This window comes from Flavobacterium luteolum, from assembly GCF_027111275.1.
Classification (GTDB): domain Bacteria; phylum Bacteroidota; class Bacteroidia; order Flavobacteriales; family Flavobacteriaceae; genus Flavobacterium; species Flavobacterium luteolum.
The window spans coordinates 1,913,734-1,934,428 of sequence record NZ_CP114286.1; the positions used below are offsets into that span (position 1 = coordinate 1,913,734).

Below are 20,695 nucleotides of genomic sequence, written 5' to 3' on the forward strand. Positions count from 1 at the left end.
CTTTTAATGAGCAGATCCCATAAACGTATTCATAACCATATATTGAAAATGAATAACGTCAAATTGAATTCTTTCTAAACCCGTCAGCAGTCCAATATTGGCTTTGTAACCGAATCTATAGTTTAAAAAATCAACATTCTTATTTTCTTTACTTTTGAAAGTCTTATTTGTATTAAACTTCTCATTATCCTCTTTCAATGAGGCACAAGGACGTGAAGAAGATATGATTGCTTTATTTTGTTTGTAAAAATTGTCAATTTTACTTTTTAAAACAGCATATTTTTGATTTACGAATGTATCATAGAATGCCGTATCATTTGTGTCAAAATAATCTTCTTCAGGAATTTCTGCTTTAATTTCATCGATGTACTCAACAATCTCATTCCCCTTATCATAAACCTTTGCTGCAATTCCTGTTGCTTCTCCAAATGTTTCAGGAGATTCCTCATTTTTTATCTTTAAAACTTCATACTTAGAAATGATATAACCCTTTAAAATTTCCTTTGAAGTATATTCAATATCCCTAAATTCATTAAGTTGTAAAATAATAGATTTTGCAGTTTCTTGCTCATTTACCACCTCTTTATTGCTCTGACAAGAAACATTAAGACTTAGCAATAAAAATAAAACAAGCTTTATTGGTAGGTGTTTCATAAACAAGATGACTGGAGAGACACAATTTTTAGTTAGAAATTAATTTTTTTGCAAATATACCTTTTTTAGGTATTAAGCAGATAGACCTGTTACTTTTAATCTTTAATATTGTTAAATCCTGCAAAATTACTTTTAAAGACAAATTTTACTCGTTCCCAACTAGAAAATACAATTTAAAACTAGTGCTCTGAAATAACTTCCAATTCTGTTCTGAAAGAAAGCATTTTATCAGCAAATAAGCCTAATGCTTCTCTATGAAATTCTGGTTCATCTTCGATATAAAACTTCTCCAGAGTTTCTTTGCTGTCTGTTATATATTGTACAGAATAGGTGATTCCGCCCATTTCTTCTTCAACGAGAACTTTTACAATTCGTGCTGAAGAAAATTTATTAGTAGCCAGAATTTCTGGTATGTGTTTTTCCTGCATCCATTTTAACCATTGGTCATGAACGCTTTCGTGTATGTTTGTGGTAACGTTGTAAATAATCATTTTTTTTCTAAGGTTCTGAGATGCTATCCCGATAGCTATCGGGACTAAGGTTCTGAGGTTTCTCTCGAAACTCAAAACAATCTCATTATTAATTCTTTTCTCTTTGGAATTTGGAATTTAAAATATTGAAATTTATAGATTCTTATCCCCTCTTAACTCTCGGTATTTTTTTCTGGCATCAACAAAGTAAATACTGTCTTGATGATTAAAAATTACCTTTTCATATAAAGGCTTTGCCTTTTCTGGATCTTTTAGTTCGTCGTTGTAAATTTCTGCTGAGAAAAACAATGCTTCATCAACATAAATTCCGTCGCTGTGATTGTCAATGATTTGCTGATATTGGCTTAAAGCCGAAGCAAAATCTTTCTGACTTTCGTATACTTTTCCTAAACGAAGCAAAGTTACGGCTTCTATTTCTTGACCTTTAAAGGTTTTTAAAATATTCTGAAACTGCGTTATCGCTTCTTGTTTTTTATTCTGATAAATTAAGAAATCGCCCTTTGCAAACGCTTTTAAAGCAACTTGAGTTGAATCGGCGGCGGTATTATCATTAATTAAAAGAAAATATTCTAGAGCGTCATTGGCGATTAACTGCGTATTGGCCGCTTTTAATTCTTTGAATTGTTTATTTGCCCATTCAAAATCACCTTTGTAATAACTTGTTTTAGCTGATTTCAAACTGGCTTCGTGCGCCATTACATCATTTTTCAAATCCAATTGAATTTGCGAATAATAAATCAGCGCCTGATTGTACTTTTCTTCTAAAAGCAAAATATCGGCCAGCTCCATTTTAGCATCAGCTTTTTGATATTCGTTTAGATTTAATTCTAAAGCCTTTTTGATTACTGCCTTTCCTTCTTCAGTCTTTTTCAAATTAAAGGCCAAAAAATGCGCTTGAATGATTTGCAAAGATAAGGTAAAAGGACTGATTTCGTAAGTAGCCAGCAATTGCTTCAATTCCTGATCGATTAATGGATAGTCTTTTTCCTGTGCATTATCGATCTTTATTTGCATTAAATAAGCATTAGACTGAATCAGCAAACCTAAATCTTTGGTATTTTGAAGAATGAAATTCAGGATTTCAACAGCTGTTTCGTCATCGTTTTCATTCATCGCAAACTGACTCAAATTGACAATACTCATTAACGATTCCGGCTCGCGTTTGTAAATGGCTTTTTCCTGAATAAAGGCTTTTCCGAATTCTTTCTGCTGTACATAAAACCAGCTTAAATAATGATTCCAGAAAACATCTTGATCTTTTTGAGTTCTTAAGATTAATGCTTTTCGCATTGCATCTTTAAAAGCCGTATTATCGGTTTCGCCATTCATGAATCTTGACAATTGCGTCTGAATCAAATTGGTGTTTTGCGGATTTGCAAAAGATTCTGTCAACAACAAGTCAATCATTAAATCGGTTTTACCTAACTGTCCGTACAGCATTCCGATTTGAAAATTAAAATTGAAATTTGGCTGGATTTGCATTGCAGTCTGATACGCTTTTAAGGCATATTCTAGCAATACTTTTTTCTCAAACGAACTCGCAATTCCGTAAACATCATTCGGATTTACCTTTATTTTTTCAATTGCCTGTTCGTAGTAATTTTTGGCCTTAGAATCGTTTTTCTGCAACTGGAAATTGTATCCTAACTCCACCAAGAAAACACCTTGTTTGTAGCGGTTGTATCGATCTTGAATAGCTTTTTCGGCATTCGCGAATTGCTGTAACTGCTGATAACATTCGACAGTTCTTAAAAAATACTGCGTATTAGAGGGCGCATTTTTCAAAAGCTCTTCATAACTGATTTTAGCTTTATCAAAATCACCTTTATCGTAATAATATTGTGCCAGCTGCTCGTTTTGTGCAAACGCAAAACCAGAACATAACAAAACGATACCAATCAATATGTTTCTCATATTTTTTAAGTTTTCAGTCGCAATCGCAGTTTCAGTCAATACCTAAAATTATAAACTGGAAAAATTTAAGCTTTCAGTTACTGTAAACTGTCACTGTAAACTGAGACTTTTCTAGTTTTCCAAAAAATCAGAGCTAAACCAATTAAAATAAATGGAATGCTTAAAATCTGTCCCATATTAATTAGCATATTATTTTCAAAAGCTTCTTGATTTTCTTTGAAAAATTCAATTATAAAACGAGCTGTAAATAATAAAGTTAAGAAAGTTCCAAAGATTAATCCTTGTGCATTTCTAATTTTTTCTGATTTATACATGTAAAATAGAATTCCGAAAATCAGTAAATACGCAAAAGCTTCATACAATTGTGTTGGATGCCTCGGAATCAAATCATCTCTTTCAAAAACCACTCCCCAATTTCCATTAGTTGGTTTTCCATAGATTTCAGAATTCATAAAATTCCCCATTCTAATAAATGTACCCGTTACAGGAACTGCAACAGCCATTTTATCTAAAAGTCCTAAAAATTGCACTTTGTATTTTCGGCAGTATAAAATCATTGCCGTTAGTACTCCAATAGAACCTCCGTGACTTGCCAAACCTTGATAGCCCACAAATTGATAAACTCCTTTTATTTTCTGAATTGGCAAAAGGATTTCTATCGGATTTTTTAAGAAATACTCCGGTTCGTAAAAGAAACAATGCCCAAGTCTGGCTCCTAAAACGGTTCCGACAATTACATAAATCAATAATGTATCGAGATTATCTAGCGAAAGATTTTCTTTTTTATAAATATTTCTAACAATGTAAAAGCCTAAAAGAAGTCCGCAGGCAAAAAGAGCTCCGTAATATTTTAAAGGAAAACTATCTGTAATCCAGAAAATAACAGGATCTACGTTCCAGTTTAAAATTCCATTCATCATGCTCCGTTTTTTAATTTCTATAAATTAAGAAAACCTAACAGGTTTTTAAAGTCTGTTAGGTTTGTATCTTAAAAACTATCTTTTTTAGTTTATAATATCAAATCCACAGTAAGGACGTAAAACTTCTGGGATTACGATTCCTTCTGGAGTTTGGTAATTTTCAATAATTCCAGCTAAAACTCTCGGAAGCGCTAATGAACTTCCGTTAAGTGTATGTGCCAACTGGTTTTTTCCGTCTTTGTCTTTAAAACGTAATTTCAAACGGTTTGCCTGGAACGTTTCAAAGTTAGAAACAGAACTGATTTCTAACCAGCGATCTTGAGCAGTAGAAAATACTTCAAAATCGTAAGTCAAAGCAGATGTGAATCCCATATCACCACCACAAAGACGTAACACTCTGTAAGGCAATTTCAATTCTTTTAAAATGTCTTTCACATGTTCTACCATTCCGTCTAAAGCTGCATAAGAATTATCAGGATGTTCGATACGAACAATTTCTACTTTATCAAATTGGTGTAAACGGTTTAATCCGCGAACGTGTGCTCCATAAGAACCTGCTTCACGACGGAAACATGGCGTATAGGCTGTCTGTAAAACAGGCAATTCGCTTTCGTTTAAAATCACATCGCGGAATAAATTGGTTACTGGAACCTCAGCCGTTGGAATTAGATATAAATCGTCAATTCCAGCGTGGTACATCTGCCCTTCTTTATCTGGCAATTGACCTGTTCCGTAACCAGAAGCTTCGTTTACCAAATGCGGCACCTGAACTTCATTGTATCCTGCAGCGGTGTTTTTGTCTAAAAAGTAGTTGATCAAAGCACGCTGTAACTTTGCTCCTTTTCCTTTATAAACAGGGAATCCTGCTCCAGTAATTTTTACACCCAATTCAAAATCAATGATATCGTATTTCTTTACCAATTCCCAGTGAGGCTGTGCGCCATCGTGCAAAGCTGGAATATTTCCTTCTTGGAAAACATTCAAATTGTCATCTGGAGTTTTTCCTTCAGGAACAATATCGGCTGGAAGGTTTGGTAATGTGTATAATTTATTGGTTAACTCAACAGCCAAAGCTTCCGCTTTTTCGCTCAGTTCTTTACTTTTTTCTTTTAGTGAAACTGTTTTTTCTTTTAAGATTGCTGCTTTAGCTTTCTCACCAGCTTTCATCAATTCACCAATATCTTTGGACAATTTATTAGATTCTGATAAAGTATTGTCTAATTCCACCTGTGCAGCACGACGATTTTCGTCTAATTGAACCACCTCTTCAACAACGCTTTTAGCATCGATATTTCGTTTTGCTAAAGCTTTGATTACTTTCTCTTGATTTTCTCTAATAAATGCAATTTGTAACATAGCTTGATTTTTATAACTATTGTATTTTTTATAACGGAAGCAAATTTAAGGAAATGTTTGTTAACAATAGGTCAAAGTTTTGCAGTAAAACAGAAATCCCCTATAAACAGCAAAAGCACCGTAAAAGTGCTCTTGATGTTATTTGATTTTTTTTTGAATTTTATTCTAAAAAACGGAGTCTGTCATCTCTATGAAAAGCATACTCTCGTCCGTTATACTTTATTTTTTCTAATTCTCTCTTAATTTTCAAGTCACTTTTTTCTTCAATTCCATTTTCTAAATCACTTTCTATTGCTTCTTCATAAGAAAAGTTTTTAGATATGATCAAATCAAAATAACCATTAGTTTTATGATCAGAAAAGCTCATTCCGGTTTCTAAAGTTTCTATCTGAAAAGTTCCATTTCCGTTAGAATCACCATTGCTTAATCGAATTGGATATTCGTATAAAACCTTTTTTATTTCTTTATCGGCTAGAGTTACTAGCGTAAATTTCTTTTCTGAATATAAAACAATTCGACTGCTCGCATTGGCTTCGGTATAAAAAGCAATTGCTGGAGTAGTTTCGTTTAAGAAAACCAGATCTTTCAAAATGTGCGATTTCGAAAACTGAATAGCTTCATTATCATAATAACCTAAATTATCATCAAACTCTTCGGCAATTACGCTTCCGTCTTCACGGTTTACAAATAAGTATTTACGCTGAAAATAATTCCCCAGTTCATTGTCGTTATCATTAGTTCTGAATGCTTTTTTATCGTGCGAAACTGTTGTCAGGACAAAAAAAGCAGTTTGGTCGTCGTAATTGATAGAACTTGTTTCTTTAATTTTAATATCTGAATATTTGATTTTGAGGTTGGATGCCACTTTAGAAAGCAGCTCCAGATTCATTTCTTTTGAATCTTCAATTTCGTCCAGATTTTTAAAAATGAGTTTTTTTATCTGTCTTTTGCTAAAACCAAGTTCCGTTTGCGAAAGAAGTTCTTGATCTTGAACTTGAGCATTGTCTTGAATTTTTTCATGTTTCGCACAGGAAAATAAAAACATCAAAACGCCGCTTAAAAGAATCGTTTTTTTCATAGGCTTTGATTTGTTAGAAATTTAGGGCATTTCAAATATATAATTTTCTTACAAACCTCAGCAGGAAAATTAAAATTTAATCTCTCTTAATTTCGTGTCCTACAAACTCTTCCAGTGTTTTAAACATTTCGTCGACCGAAAGTACTTCTGTATCCGGATGCGATTTTAAAAATGCAGCATTCAATTCGGTCAGATTTTCGTCCAATTCAAAATAAACATTGTTATTTAGCAAGTCTTTAAAAGCGTTCGGAGCATCATATTTATCTTTTAGAAATTTTCCTAATTTAATATTACTCTGCAAACGCAATTTGCGGCTTTGTTCTTTAAACAATTCCAAATGCTTTTCGGCACCAATTAAAGCTAAGCCTTCTTCGATTAATTCGTTCAGTTCTTTATTCCAGCCCGAATCATGAACAAACTTCGAAAAATTTCCTTCAGCATATTTCGACGCATAAAAATCTAAATAATAACTCATTAAAGCATCTTCGTGAATTAAATCGTCGTCTATTTTTTCTTCGCGCATTAAATTGATTACCGAAATATTCGAATTTACAACGTCTTGAGGATTTTCGCTATTTGCAGCCGTTTCTGAAATAATGATTTTACCGAATTCCATTTGAATGTTTATTTAAAAGATTGTTTTGCAAAGTTGAGGGAAATAATTGAATGTTGCTTTTCAAACTTATTTATTTTGCGTTATTTTTTATGCCGTTTAACGTAAAAAACAGTCTTTTTGACAAGAAATACAATTTTTCTGCTTTTTCTTCGTTTGTCCTTACAATCTTTAACACAAATTCCCGTTATCAATATAAATTAAAAAGTTTGTCAAAAATTGATTACCTTTAAGCAACCATTTATAAAAAACCACATCTGTTTAATAAACAAGACTTTACACCAAAGTTTTCCTAGCTAAAACCAAAAACGTGAAACAGATTTTATTAATATTTAGCATCCTGCTTTTGCTGGTTGGCTGTGACAATGATGATTTGCCACAGTCCGACGTTCCTTTTGCGCTAGTAGGTAAAGGAGATTCTTTTGCAAACGACCAAAGCCTCGCTCAAAGACATTTGGTTATTAAAGATGCTAAAACGTGGAATAATTTTTTGAAAGAAATGAATATTTCAAGTGCTAAAATAAAAGGTTTTAAAGAAACTAATATTGATTTTAGCCAATATCAGGTTATTGCCGTTATTGATAAAACACAACCCAATGACGGGCATTCGATCGATATTGTAGAAATGACCGAAAACCGCAATACTATAATCGTAAAGGTAGAGAAATTAAAAAACGGAAATCTCACCAAGAAATCTTCTAGACCTTATGACATTGTAAAAACAGCAAAAACAGATAAAAAAGTGGTTTTTGAGCAGTAATAAATCTTCTCAAAGTTTTATACTGATAAAAAACTTACTGTTAATTTCCTGTATTTTCTGTTAGCAAGGCTTTCAATTCATTCGTTTTCACATACGCTGCAAAACGTCCAGACAAAAGCAACATCTCTTTTTCTTCGGGAGTTATTTTTAACTTGGTTTCGATATGTGATGTATACTCGTAAAGCATCAAAAGTTCTTTTGCATCAAAATCTTTAAACTTTTCTTTGTCCAGACTAGAAAGCTGTAGCTGACTGTATTTGTCCTTTTGAAAACTATCTTCCCCAAACTTTTCAATCAATTCTGCTTTAAAATTATCATGAATTTTTAGCCAACTTGCGGCTTCGTCATCAGTATTTTTCAGTTCTGTTACCAAATCTTCATAAGCCTTGTTTTTATTTAACTTTTGAAGATATTCTTTTAAAGTTGTAAAACCAATAATCTGATAATTTGAAACCGGTATCTTGTATCGTTCCAAAACATTTTCGACATCTTTTTCAAAAGTCATATATCTGGTTTGAACCGTGTACAAAGAAGCAGTTTCTAACAACGAAATAAGTCTGATTTTTTCATCATTTATAAAAGGAGCTTTTTTTCCTTGTCCTAAACAATCAATAAAAAGTGCTTTTTTGTTTTTGTCTTTAACTTTTGTATCGTTATGAAGAAGTTCAATCAACGTTTCATAACCCATATTATCAGACGCCCCACCGTCAATTACACACAAAATTTTATCCTGATTTTTAATTCCGAATTTGGTTTTAGGAAGAACTCCAGGAAAAGCCGAACTTGCTGTAATAGCATACGTCAGCGGAAAATCATAACCGTTGTTAATCTGATTTTCGTCAAGCGAAAGCGGTGCTTTATTAGGAGCAAGAGACGAATTGATTTTCAAAGCCCGAATAATATGTGGCATAAACGGAAATCGTTCTCCGTTGTTATAAGCCGTTCCGTTGGCAACCATTATGGGTAATTGCGGATTTTGCTTGCTGTCTTTCGGAATAAAAAAATCAGACAAAAGCATTTGTGTTCTAAATTTATTCTGATTCTCTGGATTTGTGCTGTCGTATTGCAAAACCTCCAAATCTAATCGCTGCGCCATCGAGATTTTTTCTCCTTTTTCGTTTCGGCTGTTGTTCAAAAGAGAAAAAAGCGAAGCCGATTTACTAACATCAGCTTTGAATGCATCGGCTTTAGAAAAATAAAATTCGTTGAACGAACAATTATCGTATTGCAATTTGTTTTTAAAAATGGTCAAATAGTATCCCGCAGCGTAACAGCCTCCAGAAACAGTAGAGAAATAATCAATTTCATTCAAGAAATTACGATTCGTGTTTTCTTCCTTAATTTCTTCTAAACCCAAAAGAACACCCATACCAAAAAACTGCGCTCTTGATCCACCACCTGAAATTCCGACACCTAAAGCAATATTTGGATTCTGAAGTCGGCTATCACGATCCTGAACCGATTTATATTCGCTTAAATCAACCACAGGGATTGAGTTATAATTGATTTCTGAAAAGAGATTTATTTTGTTTTGGGCGATTCCTTCGTTTATTATAAAAAGGAAAAAGAATCCTAGAGAAAGACCTTTAATTTTCATCCTAATTCCATTTAATTACTATCTATTCAACATTAAATAATCGCAATATATACGAGAGTTCGTAAACAATAAAAAGCACAGCTAAAATAGCATGAAACTTTTTATTATTTATTTTTATTGCGATTAAACACAACACAATATGACTTATAACCCGAACAAAATATTCGCTTTGATTATATAAAAAATAATCGCCGCCTTTGATTGCCGTGTCGACTATATCGGCTCCAAAACTTAGTGCCAAAACCGAAAAAAACCATTTTTTTCTGGAATAAAAATAATCTTCATATCCTGAATAATCTACTAAATCGTCGGGATAAAGAATTGCACATAGCAAATAATAAATCAAGATATAGCATATGATAAAGAAATAATCTGCAAAATACCATTCGTGGATTAATTTCAGATTAAACTCCCACCACCAAAAGTGAATAAGCATCAAGAACACATAAAATACCCATAAAGCATGCACAAAATAAAATTTCTTGCGTCCGGGATGCTGGATAAAAATTACAGAACCTTTTATAAGATGCGTTAAACTCAAACCTAAAATGATTCCGATAATTGATTTAACATGCGTAAGTTCTTCCATAAAACATTATTTACAACGAAATAAAATTAATTGAATTAATCCAAAATGAAATGTTTACTAATTGATTTTTAACTTTTTCTGATTCTAATTTTTGATTTATAAAGCAAATTTTTAATGAAAAAGTAATATTAAAATAACCACGAAAAGCAAAACCGATTCCTGAAATACAAGAATAAACAGTAAATTTATTGCATTCAAACTCCGTTTAGCAGTAAAAACAGAAAAGTATGAGTCAAAGAAAAGTATTAGAATATTACGTTTTAGACGTATTCTCAAACGAGAGCTATAAAGGGAATCCGCTTTCTGTAGTTTTTACAGATGGAAATCTAAAACTAGAAACTTATCAGGATATTTCTAGAGAATTTCGCTATTCTGAAACCTCCTTTGTTTATTATTCTACAAAAGAAAAATCGCTTGTAGTACGTTCGTTTACTCCAACAGGAATCGAAATCGATGGTGCAGGACATAATTTATTGGGCGCAGTCTGCGGTGCTTTGCTAAAAGGACTTCCTATTTTTGATGAGCAAAATGAAAGTGAGCCTTTTGTAATTATGAAACATTCGGCAATTCCAGTAACGGTTAGTTTTGATCTGGATAATTTTTCTCCCGTTGTTCAAATGCATCAGAAATCGGCGGTTATCAAGCAAGAAATTCCAACGTACAAAATTGCAGTAGCATTAGGTTTAAAAATTGAAGATTTGGATGTAAATGCTTTTGTGCCAACAATAGTTAAAACAGAAGTTGCACATACCATGGTTCCTATAAAAAACAGTCAGATCCTTAACAGTTTTGTTCCCGACAGTCAGCTTTTAATCGAAATTTCGAAAGAATATAATTTTGAAGGATTTTATTGTTTCACCCCAGCTGAAGAAGGTTTAGATCACATAGTTGAAACTAGATTTTTTAATCCCATAATCGGTATAAACGAAGATCCTGCAACAGGAACCGCAGCAGGACCTTTAATTGGTTTTTTAACGCAAAAGAAATTCACTAAATCGGACAAAGAATATAAAATTCTTCAAGGCGTAAAATTAAAACAGCCCTCAATGATTGAAGTTATGAATCGTGAGGAAGATATTCTGGTAGGCGGTTCGTCGATTATAACGATGAAAGGAGAACTTTATATATAAAAAAAGCTGCATCTAGAAAATGCAGCTTTTTTTATATTCAAAACCAAATACAAGATTTAGTTTGTTTTCATTGGCGGTAAATCGAACGCTTTTGAATCGTGTTCGAAATTATTACGGTGCGCTCCATCGCAAAATGGTTTGTTTGCAGAATGTCCGCAACGGCAAAGTCCTAATGCTTGTCTTCCTTGTAAACCGTAAAGTGTTCCTTCTGGATCCATGATTTCAAAATCGCCTTCAATTTTGATTGATCCGTTTTTATTGATGATTAATTTTGTCTTGCTCATAAACTTGTTTTTTTTCGGATGCAAAGATTGCGAAATATATCTTTATTTATAAGCGCGAAACGTAGTTTAAACTGGTTCTATTTTATGTTGGTTTTGCCACAAAGACGCTAAGCCGCAAAGTTTATTATTTCAAGCTCCCAATAGCTATCGGGATTAAAAGATTTAAGTTGATCAACATAGATGACTTTTTTAAGAAACTTCGATTCTTAAGAAAAGAACTTTGTGTCTTCGCGTCTTCGTGGCAAAAAAAACTAAAGCATCTTGTAAACAAAATTCTTAAACTTCACACTTCCCTTTCCAATCGAACAAAGGCCAATTCTTAATCCCAAAAATCCGCTTAAGACATTATGATTATATCCTGAAACTTCTACCGAGTTTTCGATTTTTTTCCAGTCTTTTCCGTCTAAACTATAAAACATATCTACGGTATTTTTTATGTTTTTAAGTTTTAAAAATACTTTTCTATTATGTGTATTTTTTTCTGTTGGAAACTGCCATCCTCTCAAATTTGCCAAAATATTGTTTTGATCGGCTAGTATTCCTGAGTAATATCTATTATCGTAAAAAAGCGTTAATCCACCTACTGCATTGCCTTCGATTTCCATTTCAACTTCGGCGGAATAAGAATGTCCGCCTGGAACAATTACTAGAGGAGAACTGTTTCCTACTCCGTTGCCTTTTCCTTCAATAGTCAAAGTGTTATTAGCAACTTTAAATCTTGAAGCTTCTACTCCACTATAAAATTTCCATTGCGGTTTAAGAGCTGAGCCTGAGAAATTATCACTTAAAGAAAATTCAGGAAGTGTTTTACCTTCAGGTTTTAAAATTGGTTTATCGGTTTCGATATGATCTGGAACTTTATACCAACCGTCTTTTGTCCATTCTACTGGCTGCAATAAAGTTTGACGTCCTAAGTTGTAATAATCCTTTTCGTAACCGTGAAAAATCATCCACCATTTTCCGTTGGCATCTTCAAAAATAGTGCTGTGTCCTTTTGACCACCAAGTTTCAGAACTGCTGTTGGTTCTCACAATTGGATTATGTGGTGAGTTTTCCCAAGGGCCAAAAGGCGATTTTGATCGAGCCGAAATCACCATATGACTTGTCGCTGGGCCAGCTGTTCCGCCCTCAGCAACTGTCAGATAATAATATTCTCCTCGCTTGAATAATTTTGGTCCTTCCATACAAAAACACTCGATGCTCCATTCACGCGGAATTTTCCACCCATCGTAAACATGTTTCAATTCGCTTGTTACCGAAAGTCCGTCTTTTGATAAGGCAACGTAACCTCCATTACTGAAATATAAAAATCGATTTCCTTTGTCATCCGTAACATGTCCCGGATCAATATTTCCGATTTTTAAATCTACCGGTTCGCTCCACGGACCATTGATAGAATCTGCCGTAACGACAAAATTGGTGTTATTAGCAGGAAAATAGATGTAATATTTATTGTTGTACTTTATTAAATCGGGCGCCCAAACGGCTCCAACATATTTATGAAGCGCATTGGTTACAGGTTCCCAATTCATCAAATCGGTCGAATGCCAAATTAAAAGTCCAGGATAATAATCGAACGAAGAATGCGCAACATAATAATCTTTTCCGTCTCTTAACAAACTTGGATCTGGATAATCGCCCGCAAAAATTGGGTTTGAATATTGTCCTTGCTTTAAATTCTTTTCGGATTGTGATTGAGAATAACCATAATATGTAAACAATACTAAAATGGCTAAATATATTTTATTCATGTTTTTGATATTTTTTTTCAAATATAGTCAAAAAGACCATAAGGTTTTGATAGAGTAAAATTTTGTTAGGTTTTTACACAGCGATACACGAAGAATTTCGCAGAGATTCGCAAAGTTTTTTACTCTAGTTTGTCATTTCGAGGAACGAGAAATCTCCACAAGAAGCTCGACAAAGATTGGCTCTTCTAGGAACGGAGTTACTCGCGGAGATTTCTCGTTCCTCGAAATGACAAACTGCTTGGTTAATCCTTAACTTAAAAATAAAAAACTATGCGACTCTACTTCCGATAGCTATCGGGATTGCGAGATTAAAACATCACAATTCTCAGTAAAAACTCCAGTGAATCTCCACGTAATATTAAAATCTCAATTCTATTGCTTATTTTTGCACTCAATAAAATTGAGTTATGACACAGAATCCAAAGAGATATACGATCACGGCGGCATTACCTTACACCAACGGACCTATTCATATTGGTCACTTGGCTGGGGTTTACGTGCCTGCGGATATATATTCGAGATATTTAAGATTGCAAGGAAAAGATGTAGCATTTATCTGCGGAAGCGATGAACACGGAGTTGCAATTTCGATGAAAGCCAAAAAAGAAGGAGTTACACCACAAGAAGTTATTGATAAATATGATGGAATTATTCGTAAATCGTTTGCTGATTTCGGAATTTCATTCAATAATTATTCTAGAACTTCTGCTAAAATCCATCACGATACCGCTTCAGAATTCTTTAGGACTTTGTATGATAAAGGCGATTTTATTGAAGAAGTTACTGAGCAATTGTACGATGCAAAAGCAAATCAGTTTTTAGCAGACCGTTTTGTGGTTGGAACTTGTCCAAAATGTGACAATCCAGAAGCTTACGGAGATCAGTGCGAAAAATGCGGATCTACTTTGAACGCGACTGATTTGATCAATCCAAAATCGACAATTACAGGAGAAACTCCTATTCTTAAAGAAACAAAACACTGGTTTTTACCTTTAGATAGATATTCTGATTTCTTAACAGAATGGATTTTAGTCGGACATAAAAACGACTGGAAACCTAACGTTTACGGACAAGTAAAATCTTGGATCGACGGCGGACTTGAGCCTCGTGCTGTAACGCGTGACCTTGATTGGGGAATTGATGTTCCTGTTGAAGGTGCTGAAGGAAAAAAACTATATGTTTGGTTTGATGCGCCTATCGGTTACATTTCTTCTACAAAAGAATGGGCAGCGCGCGAAGGAAAAGATTGGGAACCGTATTGGAAAGATGAAGAAACCAAATTGGTTCACTTTATCGGAAAAGATAATATTGTTTTCCACTGTATCATTTTCCCAGCGATGCTTAAAGCTGAAGGAAGCTATATTTTACCAGACAACGTTCCGGCAAATGAGTTTTTGAACTTGGAAGGAAACAAACTTTCGACTTCTAAAAACTGGGCGGTTTGGTTACACGAATATTTAGAAGAGTTTCCAGATAAGCAAGATGTTTTGCGTTATGCGTTAACATCAAATGCGCCTGAAACAAAAGATAACGATTTTACTTGGAAAGATTTCCAAGCTAGAAATAACAACGAATTGGTTGCTATTTTTGGAAACTTCGTAAACCGTGTTGTGGTTCTAACTAACAAATATTATGACGGAGTTATTCCAACGCCAAACGAATTTACAGAAGTTGACGAACAAACTTTAGCAGAATTAAAAGCGTATCCAGCCGTGATTTCAAGTTCGGTGGAACGTTACAGATTCCGTGAAGCTTTGGGCGAATTGATGAATGTGGCTCGTTTAGGAAATAAATATCTTGCAGACGAAGAGCCTTGGAAAGTAATGAAAGACAATCCAGAACGCGTAAAAACTCAAATGTATGTGGCGTTGCAAATTGCTGCTGCGTTGAGCGTTTTGGCAGAACCATTTTTACCTTTTACAGCTGCTAAATTGTCAAGAATATTAAATTTAGGCGATTTGAAAGAACACTTTAAAGGATTCAGCAAATTCTTAAAAGAAAACCATCCTGGAGCTACAGATGTTATTTTAGACAAAACATTAGGTTGGAATGACATTTCTGAAAACTCAGATTTAATTCCGGCAGGACACAAAATTGGCGAAGCAGAATTACTTTTCGCTAAAATTGAAGACGAAGAAATACAAAAACAAATAGACAAATTGGAAGCGACAAAAACTGCAAATATTGCTGAAAACCAAAAAGCAGAACCACAAAAAGATTTAATTCAGTTTGAGGATTTTGCAAAAATGGATATTCGTATCGGAACTATTTTGGAGGCTGAAAAAATGCCAAAAGCAAACAAACTTTTGGTTCTAAAAGTAGATACAGGAATCGATGTTCGTACGATTGTTTCAGGAATTGCTGAAAGTTTTTCGCCAGAAGAAATCATCGGAAAACGTGTTTCTGTATTAGCAAACCTTGCGCCAAGAGCTTTACGCGGTGTTGAAAGCCAAGGAATGATCTTGATGACAACAAACGCTGAAGGAAAACTGGTTTTTGTAAATCCAGATGCTGATGCGCCAAATGGAGCTACAGTAAACTAATTATAACTATATTTACATCTATAAACTTATAAAATATGTCAAGTTTTTTCAACAAACTTACAATTGAAAATTTTGGGCCAATTAAAAAAGCAAGTATTGAAGTTAAAGACATGCTTGTCTTTATTGGTCCTCAGGCTAGTGGAAAGAGTACACTTGCAAAACTTATAACAATTCTAAATGATGTAAATTTTAAAAAAAGAAGTACCGCAACCCTAATCAAAGAACTTGAAAAATATAATATTGATTCGTTTTTAAAATCCAATACCCTTATTCAATTCCATACCCCTTCTTTTACCTTCGAATACAAAAACAATAGTGAATACAAATTTAACATCTATGATATTATTAATAGTCTTCACAAAGCTATAAATATAGGAGACAAAGAATTAATAAAACAAACAGCTGATTTAATGATTCTTGGAATTGTTATTGATGAAAAACAAGATATTTTAATACGAGAATTACAAAAACACAAAAACTATGGCTTAAACAATAATGTTGATAAGCTTTTAGGATCTCTTACAACAGATCGCAAATATGCCGAAAAAATACTTTCAGTCTATAATAAAGACAGCAAAGATACTGAAGAATTACTAAGACTTTTAGATGTGGTTAAACAAGTGTTTTCTCTAATAACTCCTTTGGATTCCTTATATATACCTGCAGAACGAACTTTTTTTCCAATGATAGCACCTAATATTGCTGGACTAGTTAATAACAAAGTTTTAATTCCTCAAAACATACTTACTGCTGTTCAAAAGTTTCAAAATGCTAGTGTCAAAATTACTAATCTTAATCTAGATATAATAGGTTCATTAAAATATAAACATGTAGAAGGATTATCCTATATCTACCATAATAAAAACCAAAAAACATTACTTAAAGACTCTTCTTCAGGTATTCAAAGTTTTCTTCCAATAACTCTACTTGTCGAAAATTCCCTTAAAGATAATTTTATTAATTTAAATTATGTTGTTGAAGAACCTGAATTAAATTTATATCCTGAAGCTCAGTACAAATTAATTAAATATCTAGTTAAAAATTGTTTAGAGACAACACGTGATATCAAAACAAAAAATTTAATAATTACAACTCATAGTCCATATGTCTTGGCATCAATAAATAATTTATTATTTGCACATAATAAAAGTAAAATAGACAAAGATCAAACGTTAAAAATAATTAGTGAATGCTCTTGGATTGACACTAATCATTTTAATGCATATGAAGTTAAAAAAGGTACTGTAAAAAGAATTTTTAATAAGAAATCTAAATTAATTGAAGATAATATTATTGATGAAGTATCTGAAATTATAATGCAAGATTTTAAATCTTTAGCTATAATCAATGATAAATAAAATTAAAGTTTCATATCCACATTGTGATGGCTCCGTTTGTCACACACGCGTTAATACTTCTTTTTATTGTAAAGATGACGCGCCTAATAAATGTATCATAGTTAATGATCCCAATATCGCAACTTGCTATATCGAAAATAAAAACAATTTAAATATAGATTTTTTATGTATCGATGCTTGTTTGATAAACTCTGACACCACAAAAAAATGTGATTTAGTTTTAATTTCAGATAATATAATGTGGTTTATTGAATTAAAAGAAGTTATTTTTAATGGTAATATAAAAGCTGATTTAAATAGAAAAAAGAAACATGCCAAAAAAGCTGTTCAACAATTAGCCACTACTATTAACCATTTTAAAGCCAACGGAGTTGACTTAAGCTCACATTCTGTTTTTTCATTAATTTCATTTCCTCCCTACATTAATGAATCTAATCCTATTTCTATTCCGACAACATCAAGTCAATTAAGAATAAGTGAGTACTCAAGTCTATGTGGTTATGTTGATCTTTATGAAGGCAATCATATAGTTTTTTAGCTTTTTTCTTACTTTTTTTAATTTATTTTTTGTAAGTTTGTTCTGCAAAAAATACACTATAGGATTTATTTAGGAACTTTCAAACAAAGTTAACATAAGCGAATCCCTCGTCATGATGTCCCTGCGGAAACAATGGGAAAACCTATCCCTATGGGGTATTTTTTGCACATCTAAAACGAGGGATTCGTGCGTTTAATATTTTCAGGTTTATGCAAAAAAGAGAAAATGAAAAACCGACACATCAAGATGTAATGCCATCGATGGCAAAATTCCTTTCAGACTTATGGTTTGAAGGAGATTTTAGAGAACAGCCCCATTATTTGTCTGAAATTTTCAAGCGAATTCTTGAAACAGAATTGGGAGATGACAAAGAGCTAAGATCAAAAATGATGGAATGCATCAAAACTAGTGAAATGCTTGCCGAAACACTCGAACCGTTTTCGGATAAACAAATTCAGAAAGCCTGCAGTAAAATTTTAGCTGCTTAAAACAACAAAACGCATGAAATTGTATAATCTTCATGCGTTTTTTTATGCGCTACAATTCAAAGCTATAGATTTAAAAAAAGTATTTACTTTCAAAAAAAAATAAGATATTCGCCAACCAAAATAAATCAAAAACAAATCAGATCAATGTTCAAAAAAATAATCTATTTCTGCTTATTTCTAAACACTTTACAATCGTTTTCGCAAGAAATCGTAAATTCTGTTCCTGTTGAATTAAAGAAAAACCGCTCTATTTTTCAGGTCGTAAATAATGAAAAAAACGATGTTACATTGTTTGTTAGCGATAAAATAAAAGTAAAAGCAATTCATCTTGACCAAGAATTAAAAATTGTCGATAGTGTTTCTATCGAAAGACCAAACATTAAAACTTACGATATGATGATTGGTTACAATATTAGTGACAATAACACGCGTCTATTTTGGTCATCTAATGATTACGAAGAAATTTTTACTCAATTGTATGACATTCCAAATCATAAAGTCGTAACACAACAGTATACTCTTGCTTTGAAAGATCAAAAGGTTTTACAAAAATTTAGTGAAAACGATAATTTCTACATTTTGTCTTTTGTTAAAAAAAGCAATAATTTAAAACTTCATATTTTTGACAAAAATGGAAATTACCGTGAAAGAATAATTTCATTAGCAGGTTTTCACTTTTTAACTCACAACTACGAGAAAACAGATCTAGATGGCGTTTTAAGCGAAAACTTACTTCCTTTTGAGTTTCCTTACACTTTAAAATATATAAATCCTGAAGATCCAACTTCTATAACCGAAGGAGCAAAACAAAGAAAATGCTACTTCAATAAGAAGCAAATTACAATAACACTTGATACGAATGTAGATTATACTCAAATGTTTATTATTGATTTAGCAACATTTACTGCTAAAGAAAAAATGGTAAAAAAACATGCAATAACAGGAGACCGTACTTTTTTTAATTCCAACTCTTTCTATTTTGACAATAAATTATATCAGATAAAAACTTCTTCAACTCTTTTTTATTTTACAGTCAATGACTTAGATGATAATATATTAAAGGAATATTCTGTAAGCGCAGATAAACCTATCGATTTTAAAAATTCAGAAATTTATCAGGAAGGTGGCGATTTTGGAGGCAAAAGAATTTTAGAGACGTCTACGCAGTTTATTAGAAAAGTAAACAATCTTCATTCTGGTCTTTCTTGTTATCATATTGGCCAAAATACCCTAATTACTTTTGGAGGTGTTTCAGCACAAGGGCAATCTGCCGGTCAAACTGCAGCAAATCAGTTTGGATTAATTGGAGCTTTGGTTGGAGCTGCATTTTTTAGTCCCACAATGGATAATTTCAATTCGTATGCCAACAGAAAAGTGGTAAAAATCGAAGGTCTTTTTGATAATCAAGACAATCACGTACAAGGAGATTTGAAGCCATTAGCTTTTGATAAAATCCGTACTTTTTTTGACGACCATAAGGATGTATCTTCTCAGACATTATTTAAAATGAATGCTGCTTATTATTTAGGATACTATGATAATAAAACGAAAGAATATACAATTAGAAAATTTGTAGATTAATCTGTAATCAAAAAAATAAAAAAAAGCGTGAATCGATTTATATTTTTAATCAATTCGCGCTTTTTCCTTTCAAAATATTCGCTTTGTAAGTTATCTTTGAAAAATAATACACGATTAAAATTCATTCAATGAAACTCACAAAACCAAGATTAGCCCTAATCTGCGGTATACTCTGCATATCTATTTTCCCGATATTGGTAAAATTACGTTTAACACCAGGATTGATTTCGGCTTTTTACCGAATGTTTTTTGCTGTGGTGCTGCTTTTGCCTTATGTTATTTTCAGCGGAAACTTTAAACTTCCAAAGCTAAAATTTGCTCTTTTGGCAATACTTTGCGGTGTTTTATTCTCGTCTGATGTTGCCGTTTGGAATATCGCCATTCAGGAATCAAGCGCGACTCAGGCTTCGTTGCTGACCAATTTATCTCCAGTTTGGGTTGGAGTTGGTTCTTTCTTTTTTCTGAAAGCAAAACCTGCCACAAATTTCTGGATCGGAACATTGGTCGCTTTATTCGGAATGGTAACTTTGGTCGGTTTTGAGTTTTTTATCGATTTAAACTTCGATAAAGCATTTCTATTTGCTGTTCTATCTGGCATTCTGTATTCCATTTATCTTTTGGTCAGCAAAAATGTACTTTCAGAAGTCGATGTTCTTTCGTTTATGACCATTAGTTTATTTGCTTCAAGTATCTATTTAGGAATTTTATGTTACACATTAGGCGAACCTTTCACCGGATTTTCAAATACCGGATGGTTTGTTCTCGTGCTTCAAGCGGTTATTTGCCAATTATGCGCTTGGCTTTCGATTAGTTATGCGACTCAGCACATGCGCGCAACGAGGGTTTCGCTAAGTTTATTGAGTCAAGCTGTAATTACCTCAATTTTAGCTTGGTTGTTTTTGGAAGAACAAATAACTTTACAGATGGTTTTTGGCGGAATCATTCTGCTTTTCGGAATCCGAATTACATTTTACGATAAAACGATTTCTTTGAAAGGGCTTTTTTCTAAGTAAAGAACAGCTCACAGATTTCCACAGATTTAAAGGATTA

The 20,695-nt window shown here is 32.9% G+C and carries 19 protein-coding genes; 8 read left to right on the forward strand and 11 right to left on the reverse strand.

Annotation, left to right across the window (positions count from 1 at the left end; translation table 11 throughout):
• Window positions 1-3: 3 nt before the first annotated feature.
• From OZP10_RS08215 to OZP10_RS08245, 7 genes are all read right to left on the reverse strand, one after another.
• Window positions 4-654: a hypothetical protein gene (locus OZP10_RS08215; RefSeq protein ID WP_281634236.1), complete on the reverse strand. Its 651-nt coding sequence runs from the start codon at window positions 652-654 to the stop codon at window positions 4-6.
• Between the two features lie 179 nt (window positions 655-833).
• Window positions 834-1,145: a DUF4286 family protein gene (locus tag OZP10_RS08220; protein WP_008465514.1), complete on the reverse strand. Its 312-nt coding sequence runs from the start codon at window positions 1,143-1,145 to the stop codon at window positions 834-836.
• Window positions 1,146-1,277: 132 nt separating this feature from the next.
• Window positions 1,278-3,059, reverse strand: a complete 1,782-nt coding sequence (locus OZP10_RS08225) for a tetratricopeptide repeat protein (protein ID WP_281634237.1) — start codon at window positions 3,057-3,059, stop codon at window positions 1,278-1,280.
• 77 nt (window positions 3,060-3,136) lie between these two features.
• Window positions 3,137-3,979, reverse strand: a complete 843-nt coding sequence (lgt, locus tag OZP10_RS08230) for a prolipoprotein diacylglyceryl transferase (RefSeq protein WP_281634238.1) — start codon at window positions 3,977-3,979, stop codon at window positions 3,137-3,139.
• Window positions 3,980-4,063: 84 nt separating this feature from the next.
• Entirely contained in the window at window positions 4,064-5,335 is a 1,272-nt protein-coding gene (serS, locus tag OZP10_RS08235) for a serine--tRNA ligase (protein ID WP_281634239.1), read from the reverse strand.
• A gap of 160 nt (window positions 5,336-5,495) precedes the next feature.
• Window positions 5,496-6,413 (reverse strand): hypothetical protein, encoded by a 918-nt coding sequence (locus OZP10_RS08240; protein ID WP_281634240.1) that lies wholly within the window; start codon window positions 6,411-6,413, stop codon window positions 5,496-5,498.
• 76 nt (window positions 6,414-6,489) lie between these two features.
• Window positions 6,490-7,029, reverse strand: coding sequence for a DMP19 family protein (locus OZP10_RS08245; RefSeq protein ID WP_281634241.1), 540 nt, complete (start codon window positions 7,027-7,029; stop codon window positions 6,490-6,492).
• A gap of 307 nt (window positions 7,030-7,336) precedes the next feature.
• Here OZP10_RS08245 and OZP10_RS08250 point away from each other — a divergent pair, with 307 nt between their 5' ends.
• Complete coding sequence (locus OZP10_RS08250) at window positions 7,337-7,786, forward strand: protease complex subunit PrcB family protein (RefSeq protein WP_281634242.1); 450 nt, start codon at window positions 7,337-7,339, stop codon at window positions 7,784-7,786.
• Window positions 7,787-7,826: 40 nt separating this feature from the next.
• On the opposite strand, the gene OZP10_RS08255 is transcribed toward OZP10_RS08250, so the two are convergent.
• Together OZP10_RS08255 and OZP10_RS08260 are read right to left on the reverse strand one after the other, a co-directional pair.
• The gene (locus tag OZP10_RS08255; RefSeq protein WP_281634243.1) at window positions 7,827-9,383 is read right to left on the reverse strand and encodes a patatin-like phospholipase family protein; all 1,557 of its coding nucleotides are present in this window, start codon (window positions 9,381-9,383) and stop codon (window positions 7,827-7,829) included.
• A 22-nt stretch (window positions 9,384-9,405) separates the two neighbouring features.
• Window positions 9,406-9,972, reverse strand: a complete 567-nt coding sequence (locus OZP10_RS08260; protein ID WP_281634244.1) for a hypothetical protein — start codon at window positions 9,970-9,972, stop codon at window positions 9,406-9,408.
• A 227-nt stretch (window positions 9,973-10,199) separates the two neighbouring features.
• Here OZP10_RS08260 and OZP10_RS08265 point away from each other — a divergent pair, with 227 nt between their 5' ends.
• Window positions 10,200-11,102, forward strand: coding sequence for a PhzF family phenazine biosynthesis protein (locus OZP10_RS08265; protein ID WP_281634245.1), 903 nt, complete (start codon window positions 10,200-10,202; stop codon window positions 11,100-11,102).
• A gap of 56 nt (window positions 11,103-11,158) precedes the next feature.
• Here OZP10_RS08265 and OZP10_RS08270 read toward each other — a convergent pair whose 3' ends face one another.
• Window positions 11,159-11,386 (reverse strand): CDGSH iron-sulfur domain-containing protein, encoded by a 228-nt coding sequence (locus tag OZP10_RS08270; protein WP_111377641.1) that lies wholly within the window; start codon window positions 11,384-11,386, stop codon window positions 11,159-11,161.
• Window positions 11,387-11,637: 251 nt separating this feature from the next.
• Window positions 11,638-13,137, reverse strand: a complete 1,500-nt coding sequence (locus tag OZP10_RS08275; RefSeq protein ID WP_281634246.1) for a family 43 glycosylhydrolase — start codon at window positions 13,135-13,137, stop codon at window positions 11,638-11,640.
• A gap of 407 nt (window positions 13,138-13,544) precedes the next feature.
• Between OZP10_RS08275 and metG the strand changes: the two genes are divergently transcribed.
• The 6 genes from metG (at window position 13,545) to OZP10_RS08305 (ending at window position 20,658) form a co-directional block, all read left to right on the forward strand.
• Complete coding sequence (gene metG, locus OZP10_RS08280) at window positions 13,545-15,680, forward strand: methionine--tRNA ligase (RefSeq protein WP_281634247.1); 2,136 nt, start codon at window positions 13,545-13,547, stop codon at window positions 15,678-15,680.
• A 35-nt stretch (window positions 15,681-15,715) separates the two neighbouring features.
• On the forward strand, window positions 15,716-17,038 hold the full coding sequence (locus OZP10_RS08285; protein WP_281634248.1) for an AAA family ATPase: 1,323 nt from the start codon (window positions 15,716-15,718) through the stop codon (window positions 17,036-17,038).
• Entirely contained in the window at window positions 17,028-17,576 is a 549-nt protein-coding gene (locus tag OZP10_RS08290; RefSeq protein WP_281634249.1) for a hypothetical protein, read from the forward strand. Before OZP10_RS08285 ends, OZP10_RS08290 begins: the two co-directional genes overlap by 11 nt.
• Window positions 17,577-17,785: 209 nt before the next feature.
• Complete coding sequence (locus OZP10_RS08295; RefSeq protein WP_281634250.1) at window positions 17,786-18,064, forward strand: hypothetical protein; 279 nt, start codon at window positions 17,786-17,788, stop codon at window positions 18,062-18,064.
• Window positions 18,065-18,208: 144 nt separating this feature from the next.
• Window positions 18,209-19,645 carry a hypothetical protein gene (locus tag OZP10_RS08300; protein WP_281634251.1) on the forward strand — a complete coding sequence of 479 codons (1,437 nt, stop codon included), beginning with the start codon at window positions 18,209-18,211 and terminating at the stop codon, window positions 19,643-19,645.
• 128 nt (window positions 19,646-19,773) lie between these two features.
• Window positions 19,774-20,658 carry a DMT family transporter gene (locus OZP10_RS08305; RefSeq protein WP_281634252.1) on the forward strand — a complete coding sequence of 295 codons (885 nt, stop codon included), beginning with the start codon at window positions 19,774-19,776 and terminating at the stop codon, window positions 20,656-20,658.
• The last annotated feature ends 37 nt before the right edge of the window (window positions 20,659-20,695 follow it).

Coding starts and splice junctions, on each gene's coding strand:
- OZP10_RS08215 (WP_281634236.1), bottom strand. CDS start 654: ATGAAACACCTACCAATAAAGCTTGTTTTATTTTTATTGCTAAGTCTT.
- OZP10_RS08220 (WP_008465514.1), bottom strand. CDS start 1,145: ATGATTATTTACAACGTTACCACAAACATACACGAAAGCGTTCATGAC.
- OZP10_RS08225 (WP_281634237.1), bottom strand. CDS start 3,059: ATGAGAAACATATTGATTGGTATCGTTTTGTTATGTTCTGGTTTTGCG.
- lgt (WP_281634238.1), bottom strand. CDS start 3,979: ATGATGAATGGAATTTTAAACTGGAACGTAGATCCTGTTATTTTCTGG.
- serS (WP_281634239.1), bottom strand. CDS start 5,335: ATGTTACAAATTGCATTTATTAGAGAAAATCAAGAGAAAGTAATCAAA.
- OZP10_RS08240 (WP_281634240.1), bottom strand. CDS start 6,413: ATGAAAAAAACGATTCTTTTAAGCGGCGTTTTGATGTTTTTATTTTCC.
- OZP10_RS08245 (WP_281634241.1), bottom strand. CDS start 7,029: ATGGAATTCGGTAAAATCATTATTTCAGAAACGGCTGCAAATAGCGAA.
- OZP10_RS08255 (WP_281634243.1), bottom strand. CDS start 9,383: ATGAAAATTAAAGGTCTTTCTCTAGGATTCTTTTTCCTTTTTATAATA.
- OZP10_RS08260 (WP_281634244.1), bottom strand. CDS start 9,972: ATGGAAGAACTTACGCATGTTAAATCAATTATCGGAATCATTTTAGGT.
- OZP10_RS08265 (WP_281634245.1), top strand. CDS start 10,200: ATGAGTCAAAGAAAAGTATTAGAATATTACGTTTTAGACGTATTCTCA.
- OZP10_RS08270 (WP_111377641.1), bottom strand. CDS start 11,386: ATGAGCAAGACAAAATTAATCATCAATAAAAACGGATCAATCAAAATT.
- OZP10_RS08275 (WP_281634246.1), bottom strand. CDS start 13,137: ATGAATAAAATATATTTAGCCATTTTAGTATTGTTTACATATTATGGT.
- metG (WP_281634247.1), top strand. CDS start 13,545: ATGACACAGAATCCAAAGAGATATACGATCACGGCGGCATTACCTTAC.
- OZP10_RS08285 (WP_281634248.1), top strand. CDS start 15,716: ATGTCAAGTTTTTTCAACAAACTTACAATTGAAAATTTTGGGCCAATT.
- OZP10_RS08290 (WP_281634249.1), top strand. CDS start 17,028: ATGATAAATAAAATTAAAGTTTCATATCCACATTGTGATGGCTCCGTT.
- OZP10_RS08295 (WP_281634250.1), top strand. CDS start 17,786: ATGCAAAAAAGAGAAAATGAAAAACCGACACATCAAGATGTAATGCCA.
- OZP10_RS08300 (WP_281634251.1), top strand. CDS start 18,209: ATGTTCAAAAAAATAATCTATTTCTGCTTATTTCTAAACACTTTACAA.
- OZP10_RS08305 (WP_281634252.1), top strand. CDS start 19,774: ATGAAACTCACAAAACCAAGATTAGCCCTAATCTGCGGTATACTCTGC.